22 protein-coding genes and 1 tRNA gene are annotated in these 24,138 nt (G+C 69.1%); 11 read left to right on the forward strand and 12 right to left on the reverse strand.

Annotated features, from left to right (window positions below):
- Positions 1-99: 99 nt before the first annotated feature.
- The 6 genes from M6B22_RS09800 to M6B22_RS09825 all read right to left on the reverse strand — a co-directional run bounded on the left by M6B22_RS09800 (position 100) and on the right by M6B22_RS09825 (position 5,476).
- Positions 100-1,176 carry a M24 family metallopeptidase gene (locus M6B22_RS09800; RefSeq protein WP_269445576.1) on the reverse strand — a complete coding sequence of 359 codons (1,077 nt, stop codon included), beginning with the start codon at positions 1,174-1,176 and terminating at the stop codon, positions 100-102.
- A complete protein-coding gene (locus M6B22_RS09805; RefSeq protein ID WP_269445577.1) occupies positions 1,173-2,114 on the reverse strand; it encodes an NAD-dependent epimerase/dehydratase family protein in 942 nt (313 codons plus the stop codon). Before M6B22_RS09805 ends, M6B22_RS09800 begins: the two co-directional genes overlap by 4 nt.
- An 11-nt stretch (positions 2,115-2,125) precedes the next feature.
- A complete protein-coding gene (locus M6B22_RS09810) occupies positions 2,126-2,620 on the reverse strand; it encodes a VOC family protein (RefSeq protein WP_269445578.1) in 495 nt (164 codons plus the stop codon).
- 13 nt (positions 2,621-2,633) lie between these two features.
- The gene (locus M6B22_RS09815; protein ID WP_269445579.1) at positions 2,634-3,413 is read right to left on the reverse strand and encodes an SDR family NAD(P)-dependent oxidoreductase; all 780 of its coding nucleotides are present in this window, start codon (positions 3,411-3,413) and stop codon (positions 2,634-2,636) included.
- A complete protein-coding gene (locus tag M6B22_RS09820; RefSeq protein WP_269445580.1) occupies positions 3,410-4,639 on the reverse strand; it encodes an extracellular solute-binding protein in 1,230 nt (409 codons plus the stop codon). The genes M6B22_RS09815 and M6B22_RS09820 overlap by 4 nt, the downstream gene beginning before the upstream one ends.
- Before the next feature lie 755 nt (positions 4,640-5,394).
- Positions 5,395-5,476, reverse strand: a tRNA-Tyr gene (locus tag M6B22_RS09825).
- Positions 5,477-5,592: 116 nt separating this feature from the next.
- Between M6B22_RS09825 and M6B22_RS09830 the strand changes: the two genes are divergently transcribed.
- Positions 5,593-6,084, forward strand: a complete 492-nt coding sequence (locus tag M6B22_RS09830) for a YajQ family cyclic di-GMP-binding protein (protein ID WP_269445581.1) — start codon at positions 5,593-5,595, stop codon at positions 6,082-6,084.
- A 22-nt stretch (positions 6,085-6,106) separates the two neighbouring features.
- Here the strand turns inward: M6B22_RS09830 and M6B22_RS09835 are convergent, their stop codons facing one another.
- On the reverse strand, positions 6,107-6,598 hold the full coding sequence (locus M6B22_RS09835) for a beta-class carbonic anhydrase (protein ID WP_269445582.1): 492 nt from the start codon (positions 6,596-6,598) through the stop codon (positions 6,107-6,109).
- Positions 6,599-6,664: 66 nt separating this feature from the next.
- Here M6B22_RS09835 and htpX point away from each other — a divergent pair, with 66 nt between their 5' ends.
- Complete coding sequence (gene htpX, locus M6B22_RS09840) at positions 6,665-7,531, forward strand: zinc metalloprotease HtpX (RefSeq protein ID WP_269445583.1); 867 nt, start codon at positions 6,665-6,667, stop codon at positions 7,529-7,531.
- 190 nt (positions 7,532-7,721) lie between these two features.
- Here htpX and M6B22_RS09845 read toward each other — a convergent pair whose 3' ends face one another.
- Complete coding sequence (locus M6B22_RS09845) at positions 7,722-8,120, reverse strand: hypothetical protein (RefSeq protein ID WP_269445584.1); 399 nt, start codon at positions 8,118-8,120, stop codon at positions 7,722-7,724.
- A 297-nt stretch (positions 8,121-8,417) separates the two neighbouring features.
- On the opposite strand from M6B22_RS09845, the gene M6B22_RS09850 reads away from it, so the two are divergent.
- The 8 genes from M6B22_RS09850 (at position 8,418) to M6B22_RS09885 (ending at position 16,232) form a co-directional block, all read left to right on the forward strand.
- A complete protein-coding gene (locus M6B22_RS09850) occupies positions 8,418-10,265 on the forward strand; it encodes a 2-oxoacid:acceptor oxidoreductase subunit alpha (protein WP_269445585.1) in 1,848 nt (615 codons plus the stop codon).
- Complete coding sequence (locus M6B22_RS09855) at positions 10,262-11,296, forward strand: 2-oxoacid:ferredoxin oxidoreductase subunit beta (RefSeq protein ID WP_269445586.1); 1,035 nt, start codon at positions 10,262-10,264, stop codon at positions 11,294-11,296. Before M6B22_RS09850 ends, M6B22_RS09855 begins: the two co-directional genes overlap by 4 nt.
- Before the next feature lie 143 nt (positions 11,297-11,439).
- Complete coding sequence (locus M6B22_RS09860) at positions 11,440-11,889, forward strand: GNAT family N-acetyltransferase (protein WP_269445587.1); 450 nt, start codon at positions 11,440-11,442, stop codon at positions 11,887-11,889.
- Between the two features lie 13 nt (positions 11,890-11,902).
- Positions 11,903-12,379 (forward strand): hypothetical protein, encoded by a 477-nt coding sequence (locus M6B22_RS09865; RefSeq protein WP_269445588.1) that lies wholly within the window; start codon positions 11,903-11,905, stop codon positions 12,377-12,379.
- Entirely contained in the window at positions 12,376-13,872 is a 1,497-nt protein-coding gene (locus tag M6B22_RS09870; RefSeq protein WP_269445589.1) for a flagellar basal body-associated FliL family protein, read from the forward strand. Before M6B22_RS09865 ends, M6B22_RS09870 begins: the two co-directional genes overlap by 4 nt.
- Before the next feature lie 63 nt (positions 13,873-13,935).
- Positions 13,936-14,886 carry an EamA family transporter RarD gene (gene rarD / locus M6B22_RS09875; RefSeq protein ID WP_269445590.1) on the forward strand — a complete coding sequence of 317 codons (951 nt, stop codon included), beginning with the start codon at positions 13,936-13,938 and terminating at the stop codon, positions 14,884-14,886.
- A gap of 37 nt (positions 14,887-14,923) precedes the next feature.
- Positions 14,924-15,649: a maleylpyruvate isomerase family mycothiol-dependent enzyme gene (locus M6B22_RS09880; protein ID WP_269445591.1), complete on the forward strand. Its 726-nt coding sequence runs from the start codon at positions 14,924-14,926 to the stop codon at positions 15,647-15,649.
- Between the two features lie 19 nt (positions 15,650-15,668).
- Positions 15,669-16,232, forward strand: coding sequence for a MarR family winged helix-turn-helix transcriptional regulator (locus M6B22_RS09885; protein WP_269445592.1), 564 nt, complete (start codon positions 15,669-15,671; stop codon positions 16,230-16,232).
- 10 nt (positions 16,233-16,242) lie between these two features.
- Here the strand turns inward: M6B22_RS09885 and M6B22_RS09890 are convergent, their stop codons facing one another.
- Positions 16,243-17,538 carry a putative bifunctional diguanylate cyclase/phosphodiesterase gene (locus M6B22_RS09890; RefSeq protein ID WP_269445593.1) on the reverse strand — a complete coding sequence of 432 codons (1,296 nt, stop codon included), beginning with the start codon at positions 17,536-17,538 and terminating at the stop codon, positions 16,243-16,245.
- A 795-nt stretch (positions 17,539-18,333) separates the two neighbouring features.
- Between M6B22_RS09890 and M6B22_RS09895 the strand changes: the two genes are divergently transcribed.
- Positions 18,334-19,635, forward strand: coding sequence for a GGDEF domain-containing protein (locus M6B22_RS09895; protein ID WP_269445594.1), 1,302 nt, complete (start codon positions 18,334-18,336; stop codon positions 19,633-19,635).
- Between the two features lie 390 nt (positions 19,636-20,025).
- Here M6B22_RS09895 and M6B22_RS09900 read toward each other — a convergent pair whose 3' ends face one another.
- Genes M6B22_RS09900 through M6B22_RS09910 form a run of 3 tightly spaced genes read right to left on the reverse strand, consistent with a single transcriptional unit; the run spans position 20,026 to position 24,126 of the window.
- Positions 20,026-21,030 carry a polyprenyl synthetase family protein gene (locus M6B22_RS09900; RefSeq protein WP_269445595.1) on the reverse strand — a complete coding sequence of 335 codons (1,005 nt, stop codon included), beginning with the start codon at positions 21,028-21,030 and terminating at the stop codon, positions 20,026-20,028.
- Between the two features lie 13 nt (positions 21,031-21,043).
- The gene (gene nuoN / locus M6B22_RS09905; RefSeq protein WP_407935676.1) at positions 21,044-22,621 is read right to left on the reverse strand and encodes an NADH-quinone oxidoreductase subunit NuoN; all 1,578 of its coding nucleotides are present in this window, start codon (positions 22,619-22,621) and stop codon (positions 21,044-21,046) included.
- An 8-nt stretch (positions 22,622-22,629) separates the two neighbouring features.
- Positions 22,630-24,126 (reverse strand): NADH-quinone oxidoreductase subunit M, encoded by a 1,497-nt coding sequence (locus M6B22_RS09910; protein ID WP_407935677.1) that lies wholly within the window; start codon positions 24,124-24,126, stop codon positions 22,630-22,632.
- Positions 24,127-24,138 lie beyond the last annotated feature (12 nt).

Consider the following 24,138-nt stretch of genomic DNA (forward strand, 5'->3'; position numbering starts at 1 on the left):
CCGTTCATTGCTCGATGTCGCCGGCAAGTAGGCAATCGACAAGTCAATCGTTTGAGTGCTGGGCCGAGACTAGGGAGCGCAGCGTCGTTTTGGCAAGGGTCAGTCTGCGGCGCGGGTGAGAACCGCCCACGGCGCTGACGGGTTCAGCTCGCGCGCGCCCGATGCTTCGACGACAACAGGTCCGCCGACGAATCCGGTCGCTCCTCCAGGAACCCGCACCGCGACATGGAGGGCGGTCACGACGTGGTCGGCGAGGACTCGCCCGGTGCCGCTGATCAGTCGCGGATGCGCCGGAGTGTCCCCGCTCAGGCCGTGCCCGAAGTCGTACTCCTTGGCATTGAGCACGCCCGCCGCGGCGAGGACACGGTCTCCGACGGCCACGACCTCATCGATCGCGACGCCGGGACGCATCGATGCGAGCATCGCCGCGCGAGCCGACGCGCAGACAGCCTGGGCGTCGTGCTCGGTGCCGCGCGCCGCAGTCAGTTGGGTGTTGACGTGCATGCACCACTCGTCGACGTAAAGGGTGAGTTCGAGACCGACCGCGTCGTGCGGGCCGATCACCGTGCCGAAGCATTCGGAGACGACTGCGCCAGGACCGACGCCGACAAGGCAGTACGCGCGCCGGGCACCGGCGGCCCTGGCTGTGGCCTCGATGGCCGAGACCACCTGGTAGTCGGTCTTGCCCTCGGGCGCGCTATCCCCCCACGTCACCAGAGCTGCGTCCGCGACGTCGCCGGCATGCTGCAGTGCAAGGACCTCGTCTTCCAGCTTCGACTCCTGCAGGTCGTCGACGACGTCGCGCAGATCGATGTGCTCGATGCCCGCGGCCTGAAGCGACGCGAGCAGAGCCGGGGTCGCCTCGTCGACCGCGATGTCACCGGCGACGAGGCCGATGCGGCGCGCGCCTTTCGGCACCACCGCGGTCGGAGCGGCCGCCACGACGACCGGCAGACCGGTCAGTGCCGCACGGGGTTGATCGAATCCGAAGCGCACGCCGAGTAGCTGCTCACCTCCCGCGCCGAGCCACAGCGACGCCGCGTTGGTGACGTAACCGGGCGAGTAGCCGGTCAACCAGCCGACGGTCTGACGATGCCAGGAGTGCACGAGGACCCCGTCGAGTCCGTTGGCCTGCGCGTGCGCGATCAGTTGCGCTCGGCGGATGTGCCGGCTCATCCGTGCAGCCAGGCGCGCTCTGCTGCGGTGCGTTGCCAGACTCGCCGCTCGGGCTCGGCGCGCAATGCGTCGAGCGCGACATCGATCGCCGAAGCGAGCGGTCGTGATACGGGCAGTACCCCTGCCGCTGCCGCCCGCGATACGTCCATCACGTAGGCCTCGTTCGGGAACGGGAAGACGCAATCGCCCGCGTCGAACGGGCCTTCGGCCCCAGTAGGCCCGGGCACGGGCCTGATGCGCACCGCGACGTCCGCTGCCTCGGCACACAGCTGCACGAAGCCCTCGGTAGTGCAAAGTCCCCGTTGGTCGGCGATGTTGTAAACGGCTACCCCCGCTTCCGGTCGTGAGCAGACGAGCAGGTTCACGCTTTCCCCGACCTGCTCGGCCGTGATGAAGTGCTGCACCGCCTTCCCGTCGCCGGGCAGCAGCACCTCCTCACCGTCAAGCAGTCGGTTGAGCACGAACTCCTCGCGAGGGGCGTAGTTGCGCGGGCCGAGCACGTACGGCAGCCGGAAGATCGTGACGGTGCGCTCACCGGTAGCGGCAGTTCGGGCAGCTTGCTCGGTATTGAGCTTCTCGCGGGCGTAGTCGCCCCACAGGTCCCATGGGCCGATCGGCGAGTCCTCGGCCCACGGCAGCTGCGGCACCGGCGCGTAGACGGCGCCGGTCGAACAGTGCACGAGGTGCACCGCCTCCGGAAGCACCTTGACCAACGAGGCAGTCTGCGCACCGCGATAGGCCGAGAAGTCGACGATCGTGTCAATATCGAGTCCGGCTATCTGCGCGAGGTCTGTTGGCACGTCCCGATCACCGCGTAGCTGGCTCACATGATCGGCCCAGTCAGGCACCCGGCTGCCGCGATTGAAGACGCTCACGTGGTGTCCGGCGGCGAGCAGGTGGCGCACCGTCGCGTCGCCCATCATGCGGGTGCCGCCCATGACGAGGACCTTCACGAGGCGGCCAGACGCGCGCGGTACTCCTTGAGACGGTGCGGTGGTGGCTGCACGAGTTCATGTACCAGCTTGTCGAATCCATAGAGGTACACCATCGATCCACCGGCGTTGACGCCCGCGGTGATGGTCTGCGGCTCGGAGAAGAACTCGACGCCGCCGCCGAGAAGGCGCCCGTACTCCTCATCGAGGTCTTCGACGGTCAGGGCCAGGTGGGCCTGACCGGGGTTGTAGATGTTGTGATCGCCGCGGTCGCCCTGCGGCACCACGTAGTGCACCAGTTCGAGGTCGTGGGTCGAGAGCCCGCGGGGCTGCCCGGGTACCACCAGCTGCGCCACGCGCAAGTGAGCGTCCGGGTAACCGACGACGCGCCTCGTGTACTCGTTGTTCTGCTCCTGTATGTGGATCAACTCGAAGCGCAGCAGTCGTGTGTAGAAGTCGACTGCGCCGTCGAGATCGGAAACGGTGAAGCTGAAATGCCAAACGCCGAGCACATGCTCTCCTTGGTTAGTCGAACTCGAGACCGCCGCAGGCGTTGAGCGCCTGGCCGGTGACGTACGAGGCCTGCCGCGAAAGCAGGAAGATGATCACGTCCGAGACATCGTCGGTCGTCTGGATGCGCCCCAGTGGGATTCGGGCGGCAAGACGCTGCAGCGCCTCGGACTCGGTGATGCCGAGTTCGGCCGCGCGCTGCTGCTGGGTCCGCCTCGTCATCTCGGTATCGACGACTCCGGGGCAGACGGCGTTGACGTTGATCGCGTGCTCGGCGAGCGCGACGGCGGCGGAGCGGACCACGCTGATCACGCCGGCCTTGCTCGCGGCGTAGGCGGTGAGATCCGCACGTGGGCCGCGTCCAGCGACGCTCGAGATGCCCACCATCGAGCCGGGCAGCTTCGCGTCGACCATCGCGTTGGCGCAAGCCTGCATGGTGAGGAATGTTCCGGTGAGGTTCACCGAGAGCTGCCGTTCGAACTCCGCTGCCTCGACGTCGAGGAACGGTCGGGCGCGGGCGATACCGGCTGCGGTAACCACCAGCGTGGGCGTGCCGAGTCGGTCGATCGTGGCGCGCAGGGCGGCGGCGACCGAACCCTGGTCGGAGACGTCGCAGCTAGCGGCGACGGCTTGGTGACCGCTCGCGCGCAGCTTCTCCGCCTGAGCTGATGCCCCGGCGCCGTTGAAGTCCCACAGTCCCACGGCGGCGCCGAGTTCGGCAAGACGTTCGGCGACCCTGCTGCCCATGCCCTGGGCGGCGCCGGTGATCACCGCAGTGCGGCCGTCGAAGCTCATGCGCTACCACCGAGGAACGCCTGCAGCTCGTCGTGCGCTTGTGCCAACTGCTTGAGCGGGTCGGTTCCGGAGACGACGGCGGCCATCATCTCGTTGAGGATCTCCGCCATCGTCGGCCAGCCCGGGTCGCGCGGGATCGCACGCGCACCGGCGTGCGCGGACTCCAAGGCTGAGTAATAGGGCGCGAGGGCCTGCACGTCCGGCCGGTTCCAAGTGTCGCGACGCACCGCACTGCCCTGGCTCTGTGCCGTGATCACGTCCATCTCCGGTGCGGCGAGGGCGCGGATGAGCTCGTAGGCGCGGTCAGGTTCGGTGCAGCCGGCGGCCATGGCCAGCACCCAGTAGGCGTTCATGGTGGCGACGGATCCGTCCGGCCCCGCGGGTGCGGACGTCGCGGCGACGAGGCCGTGGGTCGGCGAGCTTGGATCGGCCGACAGCGCGGCGAAACCGCACCAGTTCACCATCATCGCAGCCTCACCCGCGGCGAAGTGGACGCCCGATTCGACGCTGTCCCAACCGGCAGCCGCCGGATCGACGACTCTGTCGACGTGCCACAGGTCGTGCAGGAAGGTGATCGCCTCATGCGCCGCGCCGGAATCCAGGCCGGATGTCCGGTGGGGAAGGACGAGTTCGCCACCACGCGACCACAAATGGGTGAGGAAGTCGTAAATGTTGTTGTGCTGATCAGGCAGGCCGGCGAGCACCGTGCCGCGCAACCCTGCCTCGGGTCGATCGAAGAAGTGCGCGTGGTCGAGATACTCGCGCCACGTCCTGGGCGGCGCGAGCGGGTAGCCAAACTTCCCGACGAAGGCGGCCTGCTCGTCGGGGCTCTCGTACAGGTCACGGCGATAGATCAGCATCACCGGGCCGTCGTGATATGCGATCCCGTATACGCGCCCGTCTGGACCTGTCTGCAATGCGCGAAGGGACGGCACCCATGCGTCGGGCCAGCCGTCCGGCGGGGAGTTGGCCAGATAGGTGTCGAGCGGCAGCACCCGGCCGGAGGCAATGAGGCTGGGCAGCCAGTCCGTGTTGAGCAGCAGCAGGTCGATCGACCCGTCCAGCACTTCCGGCCCGTCGAGCACGATGTCCTCGAGTGCCTTGATCTCGATCAGCTCGGCTCGTGCCGGAAGCTCGGGCACGAGCGCGAACTGCTCGCTGAACGCTCGGGTGAAACCGTCGAACTCGCGCCCGTAGAGGACGAGAGTTCGATCTAAGGGCGACATCGGAGCTCCGTTCAAGAGTGGCCAGCCGTTGTTCTGCCAAGCCTTGCCGTGGTTATGGGCTGACCACAAGGTCGTCGAAGGGGGTCCATTTGGTACCCGGACCGCCGACGAACGCAGCGACATTCACAGCTTCCCCAATACGTGCGACCGACTAGACCTCTCATCTCTACTCCTCAAGGCGTGGTAGCCGCTCAGTGCGATGCGAGATCCCGATGAACGCTGGTCGGTCGGTCGGTCAATCGATTGATCGACGTCACTGAAGAGGCTACGGCCGAGCGACAAAGTATTCAAGGTTTGCGGAGCAGATTCGCCGAACCGCGCTACCCACAGCGAACCGCGGTGAGCAGTCGAACCTTGGCGACGCCAGGTGCAACGACGAGCAACTCGAGCCGACGAGTGCCAGAGCGACTGACCTCGGACCTCGCGGAGGTGTCCGGCAGGGAGACAGCATTGCTTGTGACAGTCGCCCCACGTCGCAACTCCGGCGCCCGACAACTGCCATATCGAACGGAGATTGATGGCGGAACTTGATCTTGATCTGTCCCGCGCATGTCCCGCGAGCTAGCGATGCTTCCCTCCGCCGCGTTCCGCGCTTCGCCGAGACTTCACGCGGAGGTCAGCAGTTCCGGGGCTTGCAACTGCGAGGCGCCGCCCGAATCAGAAATGCGACGGTCATCCGAACCGCCGGATCTAGCGCATCCCAGCTCAGGATTCGAACGCGCTCAAGGCCCCGGAATCCGGGGCCTTCAGCAGGGTGGCGGGTGTTGGGTTTGAACCAACGTAGGCTGAGCCGGCGGTTTTACAGACCGCTCCCTTTGACCACTCGGGCAACCCGCCGTGCACCGGAGTAACTCCGGCGACGCGAGGTAGCCTACCCGATCCCGAGTAGGCACGGACGCGGCCTCCGCTACCGTCGACGGTGCGCACCGAAGGACCACCGCAGGAGGCACTAGATGGCAGATCCGTCGTTCGACGTCGTGAGCAAGATCGACCGGCAGGAGGTCGACAACGCGCTCAACCAGGCGGCCAAGGAACTCAGCCAGCGCTTCGACTTCCGCGGCACCAACGCCTCGATCGACTGGTCCGGCGAGTTCGGCGTCACCATCAAGGCCGACAGCGAGGAACGGGCCAAGGCCGCGCTCGACGTGTTCAAGGAGAAGCTGGTCAAGCGCTCGATCTCGCTGAAGGCGTTCGACGCGGGCGAGGCGAAGGCGTCCGGCAAGCAGTACGTCATCTCCGGCACGCTGAAGCAGGGCATCAGCCAGGACGACGCGAAGAAGATCACCAAGCTGATCCGCGACGAGGGGCCCAAGGGCGTCCAGGCGCAGATCCAGGGCGATCAACTGAGGGTGTCCGGCAAGAAGAAGGACCAGCTGCAGGACGTCATCGGGCTGCTGAAGAACGCCGACCTCGGCGTGGCCCTGCAGTTCACCAACTACCGCTGAGCGGCGGCAGACCGCACCGGCGTCAGACGGTGACTTCGGTGATCCTGCCGGCGGCGACGTCGAACACGAATCCGCGCACCTCGTCGCGGTGCGGGATCCAGCCGCACGAGCGCACCGCGGAGACCGACTTGCGCACCTGATCCTCGATGTCGGTGAAGCCGGGCACGTCCCAACCCGGCTCGACACCGGAGTCCGCGGCGAGCTGAGCGCGGAACGCGACGTCGTCGAACCCGGTCATGCCGCAGTTGGTGTGATGCATGATCATGACCTCACGGGTGCCCAGATACCGCTGCGACAGCGCGAGCGAGCGCAGCACGTCGTCGGTGATCAGGCCGCCCGCGTTGCGAATGATGTGCGCGTCGCCGATCTGCAGGCCCAGCGCGGCGAAGGTGTCCAGCCGCGAGTCCATGCACTCGATGATCGTCAGCGCCAGCTTGGGACGTAGCGGGCGAGCGCCGGGGAACGTCTCGACGTAGACGGAGTTGGCGTGGATGAGGTGATCGGTCGCCGACATGAGGCGAGTTTCCCAGATCGCCGCGTCCCGGGAACGAGCAGGTGCCCGGAAAGCGTTGGACCAGACGTGAACGGAGTACGCAACGGCCTGAAGACAGCCTTGCTGTTCGGGCTGCTCGGCGCGGTGCTCGTGGTGGGCGGCGGCGCGATCGCCGGCCGGACCGGCCTGCTCGTCGGCCTGCTCATCGCTGTCGGCATCAACGCGTTCAGCTACTTCAACTCCGACAGGATCGCGCTGGCCTCGATGCGCGCTCGCCCGGTGAGCGAGGTCCAGCAGCCGGCCATGTATCGCATAGTGCGGGAACTGGCCGCCGGCGCGCACCAGCCGATGCCGCGCCTGTACGTCTCCCCGACGTCCCAGCCGAACGCGTTCGCCACCGGCCGAAGCCCGCGGCACGCCGCCGTGTGCGCGACCGAGGGCATCCTCGGGCTGCTGAGCGAGCGGGAACTGCGGGCCGTGCTCGGCCACGAGCTGAGCCACGTCTACAACCGCGACATCCTGATCTCCTCGGTCGCCGGCACGCTCGCCGCCTGCATCACCTACCTCGCCCAGTTCGCGCTGTTCTTCGGCGGCGGTCGTGACCGCGACCGCAATCCCTTTGCCGGGCTGATCATGATGATCGTCGGGCCGATCGCGGCGATGCTGATCCAGCTGGCGATAAGCCGGTCCCGCGAGTACCAGGCGGACGCGTCGGGAGCCGAACTGTCCGGCGATCCGCTCGCGCTGGCGTCCGCGCTCAGCAAGCTGCAGGCCGGTGTCGCGGCGCACCCCCTGCCGCAGGAACCGTCCCTGGTGACCACCAGTCACCTGATGATCGCGAACCCGTTCCGCGGCGGGGGCCTCGGCAACCTGTTCTCGACGCACCCGCCGATGCAGGCGCGGATCGCCCGGCTGCAGCAGATGGCGCAGTCCGACCCGCGCTACCGGCACTGAGTCAGCACGGCACCGCGAGTTTGCACAGCACCGCGAGTTTGCACAGCACCGCGAGTTAGCACAGCACCGCGAGTCAGCACAGCACCGCGGGAAGAGCGCACTACCCGCGGGGTGGTCGCGGCCGGCCAGGACTTCCGGCCGCGACCCCGCCCGACCCGAACCGGGCCGGGCGTACGCCGAACGAGCTGCCTCAGGCGGCCCAGCGGAAGGAAACCATCAAGGACTCGATCCGGTCGACCACGTCGCGGTCGGCTCCCTCGGCCATGGAGAACTCCGCCAGCAGCGCCAGCCGCCGGTCCGGCGCCGGCAATACGTACCGGACGCAGCCACCGGAGTCCTCGGGATCGACCAGCTCGGCGGCGACACAGTCCGGCTGAAGCGGCCGGCCCGCGGGGGAATCGTCGTCGAGCAAGCCGACGGTCAGCACACCGCTCGCGGGGACGAAGGACTCGTCCCCGAGAACGACCGTGCTCAGCACAGCGAGCAAGGGCGCACCTGCGATCTCGTCCGGCAGACCGGCTTCGGCGGGGGTGACCACAAGCCAGTCCCTGCAATCCATCTCAAAGGCGGGCAGAACCAGGTCCTTCACGTCCGCTCCTTACCGTTTCGAGGGGCTCCGACGGGGGGATCGGGGCTCGTCGAGCTGTGCTGCCTGCGGTCGTACCCGCCGTGTGCCGGCGAATCACAGGGCAGCTTCGAATTCGCGGCACAAGAACGGCAAACCGGGCCTACGGGTCAGGAACAGCTCCGACCGGGGCTGCAGGCCCGAGCCGTGAGCCAAGCCACCCGCACAGGTACGGCTTCGCCGACCTAGGATGGGGAGGTTGCGACCACGCAGTGTGGCGCCCGTCGCAGCTCCCCCTTCAGCCGGGAGGCCGTCAGCAGCATGTCCAAGAACGTCGAACAGCTCGACCGGGTCGTCATCCGTATCGCCGGGGACTCCGGGGACGGGATGCAGCTGACAGGCGATCGATTCACCCAGGAGACGGCGCTGTTCGGCAACGACCTGGCGACGTTTCCGAACTTCCCGGCCGAGATCCGGGCACCGCAGGGGACACTCGCCGGCGTCTCCTCGTTCCAGCTGCACTTCGCCGATCACGACATCCTGACCCCCGGCGACCGGCCGGACGTGCTGGTGGCGATGAACCCGGCGGCGTTGAAGGCGAACCTGGGCGACCTGCCCAAGGGCGCGACGCTGATCATCGACACGCACGATTTCACCAGCCGCGCGCTCGCGCGGATCGGGTGGACGTCCAGCCCGCTCGAGGACGGCACGCTGGACGGGTTCTCGGTGCACGCACTGGACCTGACCCAGATGACGCTGGACGCCCTGGCCGGCAGCGAACTGTCCCGCAAGGACGCCGGGCGCTCGAAGAACATGTTCGCTCTGGGGCTGCTGTCCTGGATGTACTCGCGCCCGACCGAGCACACCACCGAGTTCATCACTACCAAGTTCGCGGCCAAGCCCGACATCGCGCAGGCGAACCTGGCCGCGTTCAAGGCGGGTTACCACTTCGGCGAGACGACCGAGGCGTTCGCGGTCAGCTACGAGATCAAGCCGGCGGCGCTGCGTTCGGGCCGTTACCGCAACATCACCGGCAACCTGGCGCTGGCGTACGGCCTGATCGCGGCGTCGCGGCGCGCCGAACGGCCGCTGTTCCTGGGCGCCTACCCGATCACGCCGGCCTCGGACATCTTGCACGAGCTGAGCAAGCACAAGCGCTTCGGCGTGCGCACCTTCCAGGCCGAGGACGAGATCGCCGGCATCGGCACCGCGCTGGGCGCCGCGTTCGGTGGCGCGCTGGCCGTCACCACCTCGTCCGGTCCGGGCATCGCGCTCAAGGGCGAGGCGATCGGCCTGGCCGTCTCGCTCGAGCTGCCGTTGGTCATCTGCGACATCCAGCGCGGCGGTCCGTCCACCGGGCTGCCCACCAAGACCGAGCAGTCCGACCTGCTGCAGGCCATGTTCGGGCGCAACGGCGAGGCGCCGGTGCCGATCGTGGCCGCGCAGTCGCCCGGTGACTGCTTCGACGCGGCGATCGAGGCGTGCCGGATCGCGCTCACCTACCGCACGCCGGTGTTCCTGCTCTCGGACGGCTACCTGGCCAACGGCTCCGAGCCGTGGCAGGTGCCCACGACGGCCGAGCTGCCCGATCTGCGGGTCGCGAACGCGACCGAGCCGAACGGGCCGGACGGGGAGTTCCTGCCGTACCTGCGCGACCCGCAGACCCTCGCCCGCGCCTGGGCGGTACCGGGAACGCCGGGGTTGGAGCACCGGGTCGGCGGCATCGAGAAGGCCGACAAGACCGGCAACATCTCCTACGACCCGGACAACCACGACTTCATGGTCCGCACCCGGCAGGCGAAGGTCGACGGCATCGCCCGCTCGCTGGCGCCGCTGGTCGTCGACGACCCCGACGGCGATGCGCGCGTTCTCGTCCTCGGCTGGGGCTCGACGTACGGGCCGATCGGCGCGGCCTGCCGGCAGGTGCGCGCGGCCGGCGCGGCCATCGCCCAGCTGCACCTGCGCCACCTGAACCCGTTCCCGGACGACCTGGGCGAGATCTTGCGCCGCTACGACAAGGTCGTCATCCCGGAGATGAACCTCGGCCAGTTGGCCACCCTGATCCGCGCGAAGTACCTCATCGACGCGCTCAGCGTGACCCAGGTGCGCGGCCTGCCGTTCAAGGCCGACGAGCTCGCCGAGATGCTGCAAGGAGCAATCAACTCATGACCGACCTCGGACTCAAGGCCAAGGACTTCAAGACCGACCAGGAAGTGCGCTGGTGCCCCGGCTGCGGCGACTACGCGATCCTGGCTGCCGTCCAGGGCTTCATGCCCGAACTCGGCATCCCGCGCGAGAACATCGTGTTCATCTCCGGGATCGGCTGCTCCTCACGGTTCCCGTACTACATGAACACCTACGGGATGCACTCCATCCACGGCCGCGCACCGGCGATCGCGACCGGGCTCTCGTCCTCGCGCCCGGACCTGTCCGTGTGGGTGATCACCGGCGACGGTGACGCGCTGTCCATCGGCGGCAACCACCTGATCCACGCGCTGCGCCGCAACGTCAACCTCAAGATCTTGCTGTTCAACAACCGCATCTACGGCCTCACCAAGGGCCAGTACTCCCCCACCTCCGAACTCGGCAAGATCACCAAGTCGACGCCGATGGGTTCGCTGGACTACCCGTTCAACCCGGTCTCGCTCGCGCTCGGCGCCGAGGCGTCCTTCGTCGCGCGCACGCTCGACTCGGACCGCAAGCACCTCACCTCGGTGCTGCGCGCCGCTGCCGACCACAAGGGCACCGCACTGGTGGAGATCTACCAGAACTGCAACATCTTCAACGACGGCGCCTTCGACGTCCTCAAGGACAACGACACGCGCGATGACTGGACGATCCGGATGGAGCACGGCCAGCCGCTGCGCTTCGGCGCCGGGGGACGCAAGGCCGTCGTGCACAGCGAATCCGGTGCGTTCACCGTCGCCGAGGACGTCGCCGACGACGACCCGCGCATCATCGTCCACGATGCGCACACCGACGACCCGGCCTACGCGTTCTCGCTGTCCCGGCTCTCCTCGCTCGATGCCCGGTACGCGCCCATGGGCGTGTTCCGCGATGTCGACCGGCCCGTCTACGACGAGCTGATGGGTGCCCAACTCGCCGATGCCGCGGTCAAGGCCGACAGCTCCGGGCTGGGCCGCGACGACGCCGCACTGGACGTCCTGCTGGCCGGCACCGACACCTGGACGGTCGGCTGATCATCGGCCGGCGCGGCGATCTCAGCGCCTCCGAACTGCCGAACCGCCGAACTCGCCGGGTCGCGCCTCCCCAGCGTCACGCCGCAGCCGCATCGCAGGTACCGCTCGCGTAGTCCAGTTGCCGCGCCCGCGAGGATGGGCTGATGCAGCTGAACTCCGAAGTAACCCTCTCCGCCGACCCGGCGCTGCTGGACATGGATCGGACCGCCGGCTGGCTGGCCGGCTCCTACTGGGCGCACGACCGCGACCGGGCGACGGTGGAGCGTTCGCTCGCGGGCTCGCTCATCTGGGGCGCCTACGCCGGCGGCGGCCAGGTCGGTCTCACCCGCGCCGTGACCGACCGAGCGACCTTCGCCTGGCTGTGCGACGTCGTCGTGGACGAGGCCTGGCGCGGGCACGGGATCGGTCACCGGATGGTGGGGGCCGTTGTCGAGGAGCTGCGCGCGGCGGGCGTACCGCGGATCGTGCTCGCCACCCGCGATGCCCACCGGGTGTACGCCGACCTCGGCTTCAGCGCGCTGCGCGTCCCCGCGGCCTGGATGGAGATCGACACCCGCGCCACTCGACCCGACCCGCAGGACGTCCGGCTCTGATTAGGCTGGCGCGGTGAGCACCCACGCGGCCCCGCCACAGGCGCGTCGAGCCCGGGTCCCGCACGCGCTCGTCGCGGCGCCAGGGGCCGCCGGCCTCGTGCTGGTCGTGATCGGCACCTTCTTGCCCTGGCTTCGGTCCGGACGCCGGCTGCGCAACAGCTACGAGACGGACGGGGCGATCCGCCGCCTGCTCGAGCCGGAGGGCATCGCCCACACCGCGCTGTCGGTGTGGCCGGTGGTCAGCTTGGCCTGCGCCGTCGCCATCGCGCTGTACGTGTTCGGCCTGCGCGTGCCGGCCATCGTGCTGGCCCTGTTGATCGCGCTGACCGCGGGAGCGGTCGCCGTCGGTGCGCTGTCGGCGCCCACCATCCACTCGGTTGCGGTGGCCGCTACCGGACCGGTGACCACTTTGTGCGGGGTCGCGTTGATCTTGGCGGCGGTTAGCATTCGCTTCATCAGTTTCGTTCGCGACGACCGGAGATACCGATGACGCAGCCGCCCTACCCGCCGCAGCAGCCTTGGGGGCAGCCGGCGCCCGGCCCGAACGACCCGGCCGGAGCGGGGCCGCGCAACCAGCCCTCACCGCCACAGCAACCCCAGTACGGGCAACCGCAGTACGGGCAACCGCAGTACGGGCAACCGCAGTACGGGCAACCGCAGTACGGGCAACCGCAGTACGGGCAACCGCAGTACGGGCAACCGCAGTACGGGCAACCGCAGCAGCAGTACGGCTCGGCTCCGGAGTACCCGCAGCCGGCCCCGGCGAAGCCGAAGGGGCGCGGCAAGCTGATCGCCGGGGTCGCGGCGCTCGTGGTGCTCGCCGGCGGCGGCGTCGCCACCTACGCGGCGTTCTCCGACAGCAGCGACAACCAGGCCGGGGCGTCCAGCCCGAAGGCGGCGGTGCAGAAACTGGTCGCCGACCTGAACAACGCCGACCTGCTCGGCGTGCTCGATGACCTCGCACCGGCCGAGAAGCGGGCGCTGGCCGATCCGATCCGCGAGGACATCAGCACGCTCAAGCGGCTGCACGTGCTCAGCACGAGCGCCGACCCGAACAAGGTGTCCGCGGTGCAGTTCCAGGCCAGCGGGGTGAGCTACGCAGCCAAGACGATCACGGTCAACGAGAGCGTACAGGTCGTCACGGTCACCGGTGGCACGCTGCGGGTCAGCGCGGACGCGGCCAAGATCCCGCTGACGAGCCAGTTCCTGCACGCCGCGTTCCCGGGGGGTGCTCCGTCCGGCACCAGCACCGCCACCACCGACCTCGCCACCCTCGCCGAACACGGTGGCCGGCCGCTGCAGGTCGCCGTGCAGAAGGTCGACGGGCGGTGGTACCCGAGCCTGTTCTACACGATCGCGCAGAACGCGGCCGCTGCCGCGCACGCCGGAGCACCGACGCCGTCCGACCGCATCGCCGCGGCAGGTGCCGCCACGCCGGACGACGCGGTCAAGGGCCTGCTGCTCGCTGCGACAAAGGGCGACTGGCGCCGCGTGATCGAGCTGACCTCACCCACCGAGATGGCCGTGCTGCACGACTACGGCTCGCTGGTGCTGCAGAACGCACCGAGTTCCGGTACCGCCGGCTTCACGATCGACGAGGTCCGCTTCGCCAGCAAGGACATCTCCGGCGGCAAGCGACTGACCGCGACGTCGATGGCCGGGCAGGCCGGCGGCCGGCAGTTCAGCGTGACGATGGACGGCGATTGCTACCAGGTCAGCATCGCCGGCGATCAGCGCAAGCTGTGCGGCAGCGACTTGATCGGGCAGATCGCCGCCGCCGCGGGCCGCGGGAACCTCACCGAAGCACAGCGCACCGCGCTCACCCACCTGATGCACGGGGTGACCCAGTTCGGCATGGACGTGAGCCAGAGCGACGGCAAGTGGTACGTCGACCCGGTGCGGACCGTGGCGGACGAGTTCGGGACCGCGCTGGCCAGCCTGCAGGGCAACGACGTCCTCGAGCTGATCACGCTGTTCCGCTGAACAACGCGCCGCGGATCGGTGTCCGCTCGGCCACACCCTGGCGATTGGCCGGGGATCGGCTGCGTGCCGGCCCGTAGCCTGGGCGGCGTGCACGAGGACGCCGAGGTCCGCGCGGGCCTGACGTACGGCGCCGCCGCGTACCTGCTGTGGGGGCTGTTCCCGCTGTTCTGGCCGCTGCTCGAACCGGCCGGCACGATCGAGATCCTGGCGCACCGCATGGTGTGGTCGCTGGTGGTCATGCTCGTCGTGCTGCGCTTCTCCGGCGGCTTCGCCGGCGTGCGCGCGGTGCTGCGCAACCCGCGCCAGCGCACCCTGCTCGTGCTGGCCGCCGCGGTCATCACCGTGAACTGGGGCACCTACATCTGGGGCGTCAACTCCGGCCATGTGGTCGAGAGCAGCCTGGGCTACTTCATCAACCCGCTGTTCACGATCGTCCTCGGGGTCGTGGTTCTCGGTGAACGACTGCGTCCGGTGCAGTGGATCGCGGTCGGCATCGGCGCCGCCGCCGTGCTGGTGATCACCATCGACTACGGCCGGCTGCCGTGGATCGCGCTGACCCTGGCCGCCTCCTTCGGCCTCTACGGATTCTTCAAGAAGCAGGCAGCGGTGGGGGCGGTCGACTCGCTCGCCGTCGAGACCGGCGCGTTGTTCGTTCCCGCGCTCGCGACACTGATCGTGATCGCGGCGCAGGGCGAACTCGCCTTCGGACGCCACGGCGCCGGGAACACGCTGCTGCTCATCTCGACCGGCCTGGTCACCGCGATCCCGCTGCTGCTGTTCGCGGCCTCAACACGACGGCTGCCGCTGAGCGTGCTGGGCCTGTTGCAGTACCTGGCTCCGGTGCTGCAGTTCTCGGTGGGCGTCGGGATCCGGCACGAACGGCTGCCCGCGGCCGAACTGATCGGCTTTGCGATGGTGTGGCTCGCGCTGATCGTGCTCACCGTCGACGGCCTTCGCTCCCAGCGACGCCGCGGCGGCACGCCTGCCGAGTGCGCCGAACTGATCACCGGCTGACCCGAGCGGCGCTGCCCGGCTCTGCGAGGATCAAGGCATGACGACACCCACCGCCGTCCTGGCCGCCTTGCGTGACTCGAGTGCCGCGCTGGTTCGCGGCATCAGTGCCGAGGCATGGTCCGACGCGGACGTCCGGGCGCCCTCGCTGCTGCCGGGTTGGAGCCGGGCGCACGTGCTGACGCACCTCGCCCGCAACGCCGACGGGATCTTCGCGACGGTCACGGGCGCGCTGCGCGGCGAACGCGTCCCGCGTTACCCACACGGACCGCAGGGGCGCAACGCGGACATCGAGGCCGGGGCGGAGCGATCGGCCGAGACGTTGCTCGCCGACGTCCGATCGTCGGCGGACGCGCTCGATCGGCTCTTCGGCGAGGTGGCCGGTACCGACGGCTGGCAGTTGCAATGCGACGACCGAACCATCGGTGCGTACCTGACGGCGCGCTGGCGCGAGGTCGAGATCCATCGCGTCGACCTGGCCGGCAGCTACACCGCCGACCGGTGGCCCGCGGAGTTCGTCGACTACCTCCTGCCGCTTCTCGTCGAATCGCTGGCAGATCGGGCCACCGGCGCCCTGCGGGTCACCGTCACCGATGCCGGTTCACGCAGCGCCGGCCTGCCCGGAACGTCCTGGTCCGTCGACGGGCCGGGCGCGGTGCAGCAGGTCTCGGGCCCGGACTGGGCGCTGCTGGCCTGGGCACTCGGGCGGCCGGCAGCCACAGAAGGCGCGCTGGACAGCATGCCGGAACTCTCCCGTTGGACCTGATCGGAGATATCGTCGCGCGGTGACCGGTTTCGACAACGACTCCGACGCTGCCTGGATCAGCGATTGGGAGGCGCTGCATCGCGCGGTGTCATCCGCTCACGCCCAGGTGATCTCGCGCGTCGAGGCGCTAGGCGTGTCCAGCCAGTTCTTCGCCGTGCTGCACCTGCTGTTGCGACTGCCGGATCACCGCATGTCGATGAGCGGGCTGGCCCGCGAGCTGGCGATGACGTCCGGCGGCTTCACCAAGCTGTGCGACCGGATGGGACGCGAGGGTCTGATCGACCGGCGCGGATCCGACGGCGATCGGCGCGTCGTCTTCGCCACGCTCACGACGTCCGGCATCGACGTGGCCGAGCGTGCCGAGGCCGCCTATGTCGCCGCGGTGCGCGAACTGGTCGTCGCCGCGGCAACCCCTGCGACGCTCGCCCGGTTGGCGGTCGACGCGCGCACCCTCGACGTGCTGCGCTACGCGACCGAGACGCCGATGCTCACGTCCGCCTGGGATCCGGCCCTGCCCGACCGGCGCGATGTCGCCTCGGTGTCCTCGCTGGACAGCGCCCGCGAGCACCGGGACATGCTCTGAGTTCGACGGCTCAGCCGGTCAGCAGCGCTGGGTCGACCCGCCCGGTCGCCAGCAGCGGCTCCAGCTGCGCGGCGGGCGCCGGCGCGGCCAGGTAGCGGCCCTGAGCGCGCCAGCAGCCCAGCTCGAGCAGCGCGGCGACGGTCTCGCGATTCTCGACACCCTCAGCCACCAGATCCAGCTGCCAGATCCGGGTGAAGCCCACCAGCATGCTCACGATGACCGGATCGACCGCGTTGCCGGGCAGGTCCGCGACGAATTCGCGGTCGATCTTGAGGACGTCGATCGGCATCACCTTGAAGCGGCGCAGCGAACTGTAGCCCGCGCCGAAGTCGTCCAGCGCGATCAAGGCACCGAGTTGCCGGATCCGGTCCAGGTTCGCCACCACCGCCTGCGGGTCCGGCGCGGCGAGCACTTCGGTGACCTCGAGGCAGAGCAGTTCGGCCGGCAGCCCGGATTCGGCCAGCACGGCGGTGACCTGGTCGATGATCGCCGGATCGGTGAGGTCCGGCGGTGAGACGTTCACCCGGATGACGAACCGCTGCTCCGGGTACGCCGCCAGCCACGCCGCGCGTTGCGCGCAGGCCGTGCGCAGCGCCCACTGGCCCAGCTCGCGGGTTGCGCCGGTGCGTTCGGCCACGCTGATGAACTCAGCCGCGCCGACCAGGCCGAGGGTGGGGTGCTGCCAGCGCATCAGCGCCTCGACGGCGAGGATCGCCCCGGTGCGCAGGTCCACCTCGGGCTGGTAGTGCAGCACCAGCTCGCCGCCTGACACCGCCGCGCGCAGGTGCAGCTCGATCTGGGCCAGCGCCATCGCGTCCTGGTGCAGTTGCGGGGTGTAGCCGATCGCGACGTCCCCCGGCAACCTCCGTGCCTGCCCGAACGCGTCGTCGGCGCGGTGGACGAGCTCCGCGACGCTCGCATCCTGCAGGCGGGAGTGGGCGTAACCGACGCTGACGTGCCGTGTCACGGTGCCCCCGTCGAGCGCGACAGGCTGCGACAGCCGCACCCGCAGCAACTCCGCCGCGGCGGCCGCAGCGGGTTCGCCGTCCAATCCGGGCACGATCGCGCCGAACGTGCCCAGCCCCAGATCGACCACGTACGCGCCGGCGCCGGCCCAGTCGCGGACCCGCCGTTCGAGTTCGTCCAGCAGCTGATCGCCGGCGCGGTAGCCCAGCGCGTCATTCACGGCCTTGAGCCGATCGACGTCGACGACGAACGCGCCGACCTGCTCCTCGGGGGACAGGTCGGGCAGCCTCGCCCGGGCCTCGAGCAGGGCCTGCCAGGGCCGCACGTTCGGATCAGTCATCAGTTCTCCTGACCTTCGACCGCGCCGCACACCCAAGGTCCGATCGCGAGGCGCGAGACCGCCCGCCAGCATCGCACGTGGCCCTGTGCGGCCGGCAGGCGCACGCTCTGCTCGGCCGCGATTGCCCGTTCGGCTCGCGAAATCCTCTCGGGGCGGGCGCGCCGCCGGGACACAGGCGACGATGCGGTGTTGCCAGGACCGGCGCCCCGGCATCGGGTTCGCTAAACATCAGGTCGGCGGCCGGAACCGCCGACAGTCACCACATCGTGCAGCTGCGCCCTCGTCGGCGCCGCTCGGCAGCCACCTGCCACCGTCCCGGCGCGTTCACGCGGACCGTGCTTCGGTGCGGGCGCCCGGGTGGCGACGACTAGACCGGAAGTCGCCGACGCGTCGATACGTCCGCAGTTGTCTCACTTGCCCCAGCCCCAGTTGCTCATTTGCGGTCACCTCCTTCGTCGCTTCATTCCTCACGGTCCAAGATCAATTCACTTGCCCCAGCCCCAGTTGCTCATTTGCGGTCACCTCCTTTTCGAATTCGCATTCGCTCATCGCTTTACATTCCTTTCACTTTCCCCAGCCCCAGTTGCTCAAGTCGCTCACCTCCTTGCCGATAGCACCGATCAGGCGGGCCCGGCCGCAGCCTATGGGCTGGCGGCGCGCTCGCCAAGAGGCTGTGCCCCTAAGCTGGGCACAGCCTCACAGTTAACGGGCCGGTCACGACATCGGGACCGGCGATATTAAGCATATGGAGCGTACGCTTCGCCGCGATCGCTTCGTAATCGGATAGGTGAATCCATGCACACCGAGGAATCGCAGCCGCGCCCGCTGGGTGCTGCGTTTTGCGATGTCCCGGTGCGGCTGCGTGCGCTTATTCTGTGCGTCGACGCCGGAGCGATCGCACTGGCCGCTGTGATGGTCGCCAGGGATCATCCGACCGCCGTGACGTGGCGCTACGCGACAGTCCTGCTCGTCCTGGCGGTCCTGTTCGAGGAGACGTCGCGGCGCATCGGACGGATGCGCTTGCTGGTCGGCGGCGACGGCGCGCTGCAAGACATGACGTCGGTGTGGACGTTCGCCGGGGCGCTGATCCTGCCGGCGGGCTACGCGGCGCTCTTTGCTGCGGTGATCGCCGTGCATGCGTGGTTACGACAACAGCGGGACGTCGGCCAACTCTTGTACCGCCGTATCTACACGGCAGCCACCGTCATGCTCGCTTGCATGGCTGCAGGCCCACTGGTCGCGGTGGACCTGCAGTGGGACACCGGCCTCCTGTCGCTGGCCTCACTCCTCAGGGTCCTTGGAGCCCTACTCATCTACACGGCGGTCAACCGGCTGCTGATCTCGGCCGCGATCGTGTTGACCGGCGCCCCGCCCTCGGCGCGGGCGCTGATCGGCACCTGGGACGACAACGGGCTGGAGTTCGCCACGCTCTGCCTCGGTTTCATGACCGCGGTTGTGGTGGTCGGGCAACCGCTGCTCGGCGTGATCGTGTTGCTGCCCGTCGTGCTCCTTCAGCGCGCGGCGCTGGTCAAGCAGTTGGAGACCGCAGCGTCGACCGACGCCAAGACCCAGCTGCTCAACCCGCTCGCCTGGCGCCAGCGCGCGCAGCGCGAACTGGAGTTGTCGCGCGTGGGTCACATCGCCTTGCTCGTGCTCGACCTGGACTCCTTCAAGGCCGTGAACGACCTGCACGGGCACCTGGTCGGCGACGCCGCGCTGCTGGCCACCAGCGTGCGGATCACCGGCGAGCTGCGCACCGGGGACATCGTCGGGCGCTTCGGCGGCGAGGAGTTCGTCGTCCTGCTGCCCGGGCTGAACGCCGAGGGTGCGATGGCTGTAGCCGACCGTCTGCGGCTGCGCATCGGCGGCGTCCGGCTGTGCGACCTCGGCGCCACCCACCAGGACGACTCGCCCTGCGAGCACACCCTGTCGACGTCCATCGGAGTCGCGGTCTTCCCGGACAACGGCGCGGGGTTGACCGCACTGCTGGCGGAGGCGGACAAGGCGCTGTACGCCGCGAAGGACGCCGGCCGCAACACCGTGGTGCTGGCCGAACCGAGGCCGTCGAGCGCCTCCGGCGAGGAACGCGTCGGATAGTTTCCGACAGCTACTTGACACCGATATAACTTCCTGGGAAGCTATTCCTACAGCAGGGGGAGCACGGTCGGGGGACCGGCCGAGGCGGCTTTCGGGGGGAAGCAGGCCACGGCCACATCGCTTCGGTGGTCCCGGTGCGGACGGGGGGTCCGGGCTGGGAGCCGCGGAGCGAGCAGCACAGGTGCGACGGCAGGCGCGTTTGCAGTGGGGGTGCGCGCCTACCGACGCCGCGGGCAGGATGCAGGCCGACGGACCCGGGGGGGCCGGGCCTGAGCCGCGTGGTGGGGTTCAGTTGGGCGGTGCCGCGAAGCGGCACCGCCCAACCTGCATTGTGCGGCTGAGCGTGGCACTGAGCGTCGCGCTCACTGTCGGCTCACGGCGACCGCCGGCTCAGCCGGTGCGCTCGACCACCTGCGCGGTGAGCGCCTGGAACGCGCGCCGGGCGGGCACGTCCGGTAGGACCCGCAGCGCCAGGTCGGCCTCACGCGCATAGCCGCGCAGCGTCTCACGCGCCTCCTGCAACGCCGCGGACTTGCGCAGCAACCCGAGCGCCTCGGCATGCTCGTCGTCGTCGACCAGCGGATGCCCGACCAGCTCGCGCAGCCGCTCGGAGTCGGCGTCGGACCCGCGCAGCGCGTACAGCACGGGCAGGGTCGCGACGCCCTCACGCAGGTCCGTGCCGGGTGTCTTGCCCGACTCCACGCTCTCGGACGCGATGTCCAGGATGTCGTCGCTGAGCTGGAAGGCCATACCGACCAACTGCGCGACGCTGCGCAGCGCCGCGATGGTCGGGGAGTCCACGCCGGCGAAGTGGGCGCCGAACTCTGCGGCCGTGGCGATCAGCGACCCGGTCTTGTCGGCGAGCACGCCCAGGTAGTGCTCGATCGGGTCGGCGCCCGCCTGCGGACCCACCGTCTCGTGGATCTGACCGATCACCAGCCGCTCGAAGGTCTGGGCCTGCAGCCGCACCGCCCACGGGCCGAGGTCGGCGAGCAGGTTGGAGGCGCGGGAGAACAGGAAGTCGCCCGTCAGGATCGCGACCGTGTTGTCCCAGCGCGCGTTCGCCGACTCCGCGCCGCGGCGAACAGGCGCCTCGTCCATCACGTCGTCGTGGTATAGCGTCGCCAGGTGCGTCAGCTCGACCACGACCGCGGCCGCCACGATCTCGGGACGGGTGGGGTCACCGAAGTGGGCCGCCAGGGTGCTCACCAACGGGCGGAACCGCTTGCCGCCGGCGTCCACCAGGTAGCCGGCCGCCTCGGAGACGAACTCGTCGTCCGAGCGGACCGACCGCGCCAGCGACTGTTCGATGGTGGCCAGCCCGGCGCGGACCGACGCCTCGAGCTGCGGGTCGTCGAACTCGACGCCGATCGCGGACGGCGTGGTGCTGCTCATTGCGCCAGCGTACTTAGCCGATGAGCGAGGACGCCGCCTTGGTCGCCAGGTCCAGCACCGGCTGCGGGAACACGCCCAGGATCACCGTGACGACCACGCCGACCGTCAGCGCGACGGACGAGGACCAGCCCGGAATGGCGATCGTCGGGCCGTTCTCCGGCGGGTCGGCGAAGTACATCATCACGATGATGCGCAGGTAGTAGAACGCCGCGATCGCCGAGAACACCAGAGCGAGCACGACGAGCGGTCCGGCCGTGTGCCAGGCGGACCGGAAGACGAAGAACTTCCCGGTGAATCCAGCGGTGAGCGGGATACCGGCCATGGACATCAGCAGGACGGTCATCACGAGCGCGACGACCGGGCTCTTGCGCGCCAGCCCGGACCACTGCGACAGGTGCGTCGCCTCGCCGTCCGCGTCCCGGACCAGCATGAGCAGCCCGAACGCGGCCATCGTGCTGAAGCCGTAGGTGAGCACGTAGAACAGCACCCCGGCCGAGGCGTCCCTGGTGACGGCGACCAGCCCGACCAGGATGAAACCGGCGTGCGCGATCGAGGAGTACGCCAGGATCCGCTTGATGTCGGTCTGGGTCAGGCCGACGATCGCGCCGACCGCCATCGACGCGATGGCCACCGCCCAGATGATCGGGCGCCAGTTCCAGGCGGTGCCGCTGAAGGCCACGTACAGCACCCGCAGCAGCCCGCCGAACGCGGCAACCTTGGTGCACGAGGCCATGAACGCCGATACCGGGGTGGGCGCGCCCTGGTAGACGTCCGGCGTCCAGTTGTGGAACGGCGCGACGCTCGCCTTGAACAGCAGGCCGACGAGCAGAAGCGCCAGCCCGCCGTAGAGCAGCACGTCCGACTTGGTCGAGGTCCGGGTGGCGTCGAAGATCGCCGACAGGTCCACCGAGTCCGCGTAGCCGTAGAGCAGTGCGATGCCGTAGAGGAAGAACGCGGACGCGAACGCCCCGAGCAGGAAGTACTTGAGCGCGGCCTCCTGCGACAACAGCCGCCGGCGCCGGGCCAGGCCGGCCATCAGGTACAGCGGCAACGACATGACCTCGAGGGCGACGAACATGATCAGCAGGTTGTTCGACACCGCGAAGATCATCATCCCGGACACCGCGAACAGCAGCAGCGGGAAGATCTCGGTCTGCACGCGGTCGGTCGCGGCCAGCCGGCGGTCGGTCGGCGACCCGACGACGACCGCGGCCGAGGCCACGATCGGGCTGCCGACATCGACGCTGCGCTCGGCGATCAGCAGCGCCGCCATGATGGCCAGCGCCAGCAACGTCCCCTGCACGAACAGGCCGGTCCCGTCGATGGCGAGCGAGCCGGAGAACAGGCTGTCGTTACCGGCCGGCGTGGGCGTCGTGACCCGCGCGTTGTGCAGCAGCCCGACCGCCACCAGCGCACCGATCAGCCCGGCGATCGTCACGAACAGCTGGGCGCCGAAGCGTTCCTTGCGCGGCACCACGGCCTCGATCAGCACGCCGAGCAGCGCCGCGCCGAGCACGATGAAGATCGGTATCAGCGCGTGGTAGGCGACCGACGGGGTGGTGATCGTCGGCGTGGTGTCGGCGAGCAGCATCTGGGTACTCACTTCCGCGGTCCGGCGACGGTTCCGAGCTTGGGCGCCGGGTCGGTCTTCTGGACATCGTGCAGCGTCGCCTGGACCGCGGGGTTGATCACGTCCAGCACCGGCTTCGGGAAGATGCCGAGGAACACGATCAGCACCAGCAGCGGCGCGACCGCCCACACCTCACGGGCGTTCAGGTCACGGAACTTGGTGACCTTCTCGCTCACCGCGCCCTGGAAGGTGCGCTGGTAGAGGTAGAGGACGTAGATCGCGGCCAGCACGATTCCGGTGGCGGCGAGGATCGCCAGCCCCTTGTGCCGGGTGAACGAGCCGACGAGCACCAGGAACTCGCTGACGAACGTCGACAGCCCCGGCAGCGCCAGCGCGGACATCCCGGCGAACAGGAACAGCCCGGCGAGCAGCGGCGTCACCTTCGCCGCCCCGCCGTAGTCGTCGATGTTGCGGCTCTTGCCGCGCGCGATCAACAGCCCCACCACGATGAACACGGCACCGGTCGAGAGCCCGTGGTTGACCATGTACAGCACCGCGCCGCTGCCGCCCTGGGACGTGAACGCGAAGATGCCGAGGCCGATGAAGCCGAAGTGGGCCACCGACGTATACGCCACCAGCCGCTTCATGTCCCGCTGGCCGATCGCCAGGAACGCCGCGTAGAGCACGCCGATCACCGACAGGATCAGGACGGTCGGCGCGGCCCAGCGCGAGGCGGCCGGGAACAGCGGCAGGCAGTAGCGCAGGAAGCCGAACGTGCCGACCTTGTCCAGCACGCCGACGAGCAGCGCGGCACCGCCCGCGGGCGCCTCGGCACCGGCGTCCGGCAGCCAGGTGTGGAACGGCACGAGCGGGGCCTTGATGGCGAAGGCGATGAAGAAGCCGAGGAACAGCCACTTCTGCGTCGCGTTGTCCGGGACCTTTCCGATCAGGTCGGCGATCGCGAACGTGCGCGAGCCGGTGGTGATGTACAGGCCGATGACCGAGGCCAGCATGAGCAGGCCGCCGACCAGCGAGTACAGGAAGAACTTCATCGCCGCGTACTGGCGGCGCGGGCCGCCGAAGCTGCCGATGATGAAGTACATCGGGACCAGCATCGCCTCGAAGAACACGTAGAACAGGAAGACGTCGGTCGCGGTGAACACGCCGATCATGAAGAACTCGAGCAGCAGCAGCAGGCCGAAGTAGTTCTTCACGCTGCGCGGCTTGGCCCCGGCAACCGGGAGTTCCTCGGCACCGGCCTTGCTGTCGAAGGAGTTCCACGACGCCAGGATCACGGCCGGCACCAGCACCACCGACATCGCGACCAGCACCAGGGCAATGCCGTCGAGGCCGAACGCGAGGTGCACGCCGAAGCTCTTGATCCACACCCAACTGCCCTGGAACTGGAACCGGTCGGCGCCCTTGCCGGTGTCGAAGCTGAACCCGAGCACGGCGGTGTAGACCACCACGATCAGCGAGACGGCGAGCGTCACCTGCTTGGCGAGCGTCGCCTGGGCGTCCTTCATCGAGAAGACCAG

Origin of the sequence: Jatrophihabitans cynanchi (assembly GCF_027247405.1) — a bacterium.
GTDB classification, from domain to species: domain Bacteria; phylum Actinomycetota; class Actinomycetes; order Mycobacteriales; family Jatrophihabitantaceae; genus Jatrophihabitans_B; species Jatrophihabitans_B cynanchi.

Bases quoted from the DNA above. Each gene is read 5' to 3' on its own strand.
- M6B22_RS09800 (WP_269445576.1), bottom strand. From the start codon at position 1,176: ATGAGCCGGCACATCCGCCGAGCGCAACTGATCGCGCACGCGCAGGCC.
- M6B22_RS09805 (WP_269445577.1), bottom strand. From the start codon at position 2,114: ATGGGCGGCACCCGCATGATGGGCGACGCGACGGTGCGCCACCTGCTC.
- M6B22_RS09815 (WP_269445579.1), bottom strand. From the start codon at position 3,413: ATGAGCTTCGACGGCCGCACTGCGGTGATCACCGGCGCCGCCCAGGGC.
- M6B22_RS09820 (WP_269445580.1), bottom strand. From the start codon at position 4,639: ATGTCGCCCTTAGATCGAACTCTCGTCCTCTACGGGCGCGAGTTCGAC.
- M6B22_RS09830 (WP_269445581.1), top strand. From the start codon at position 5,593: ATGGCAGATCCGTCGTTCGACGTCGTGAGCAAGATCGACCGGCAGGAG.
- M6B22_RS09835 (WP_269445582.1), bottom strand. From the start codon at position 6,598: ATGTCGGCGACCGATCACCTCATCCACGCCAACTCCGTCTACGTCGAG.
- M6B22_RS09850 (WP_269445585.1), top strand. From the start codon at position 8,418: ATGTCCAAGAACGTCGAACAGCTCGACCGGGTCGTCATCCGTATCGCC.
- M6B22_RS09855 (WP_269445586.1), top strand. From the start codon at position 10,262: ATGACCGACCTCGGACTCAAGGCCAAGGACTTCAAGACCGACCAGGAA.
- M6B22_RS09860 (WP_269445587.1), top strand. From the start codon at position 11,440: ATGCAGCTGAACTCCGAAGTAACCCTCTCCGCCGACCCGGCGCTGCTG.
- M6B22_RS09870 (WP_269445589.1), top strand. From the start codon at position 12,376: ATGACGCAGCCGCCCTACCCGCCGCAGCAGCCTTGGGGGCAGCCGGCG.
- M6B22_RS09880 (WP_269445591.1), top strand. From the start codon at position 14,924: ATGACGACACCCACCGCCGTCCTGGCCGCCTTGCGTGACTCGAGTGCC.
- M6B22_RS09890 (WP_269445593.1), bottom strand. From the start codon at position 17,538: ATGACTGATCCGAACGTGCGGCCCTGGCAGGCCCTGCTCGAGGCCCGG.
- M6B22_RS09895 (WP_269445594.1), top strand. From the start codon at position 18,334: ATGCACACCGAGGAATCGCAGCCGCGCCCGCTGGGTGCTGCGTTTTGC.
- M6B22_RS09900 (WP_269445595.1), bottom strand. From the start codon at position 21,030: ATGAGCAGCACCACGCCGTCCGCGATCGGCGTCGAGTTCGACGACCCG.
- nuoN (WP_407935676.1), bottom strand. From the start codon at position 22,621: ATGCTGCTCGCCGACACCACGCCGACGATCACCACCCCGTCGGTCGCC.
- M6B22_RS09910 (WP_407935677.1), bottom strand. From the start codon at position 24,126: ATGAAGGACGCCCAGGCGACGCTCGCCAAGCAGGTGACGCTCGCCGTC.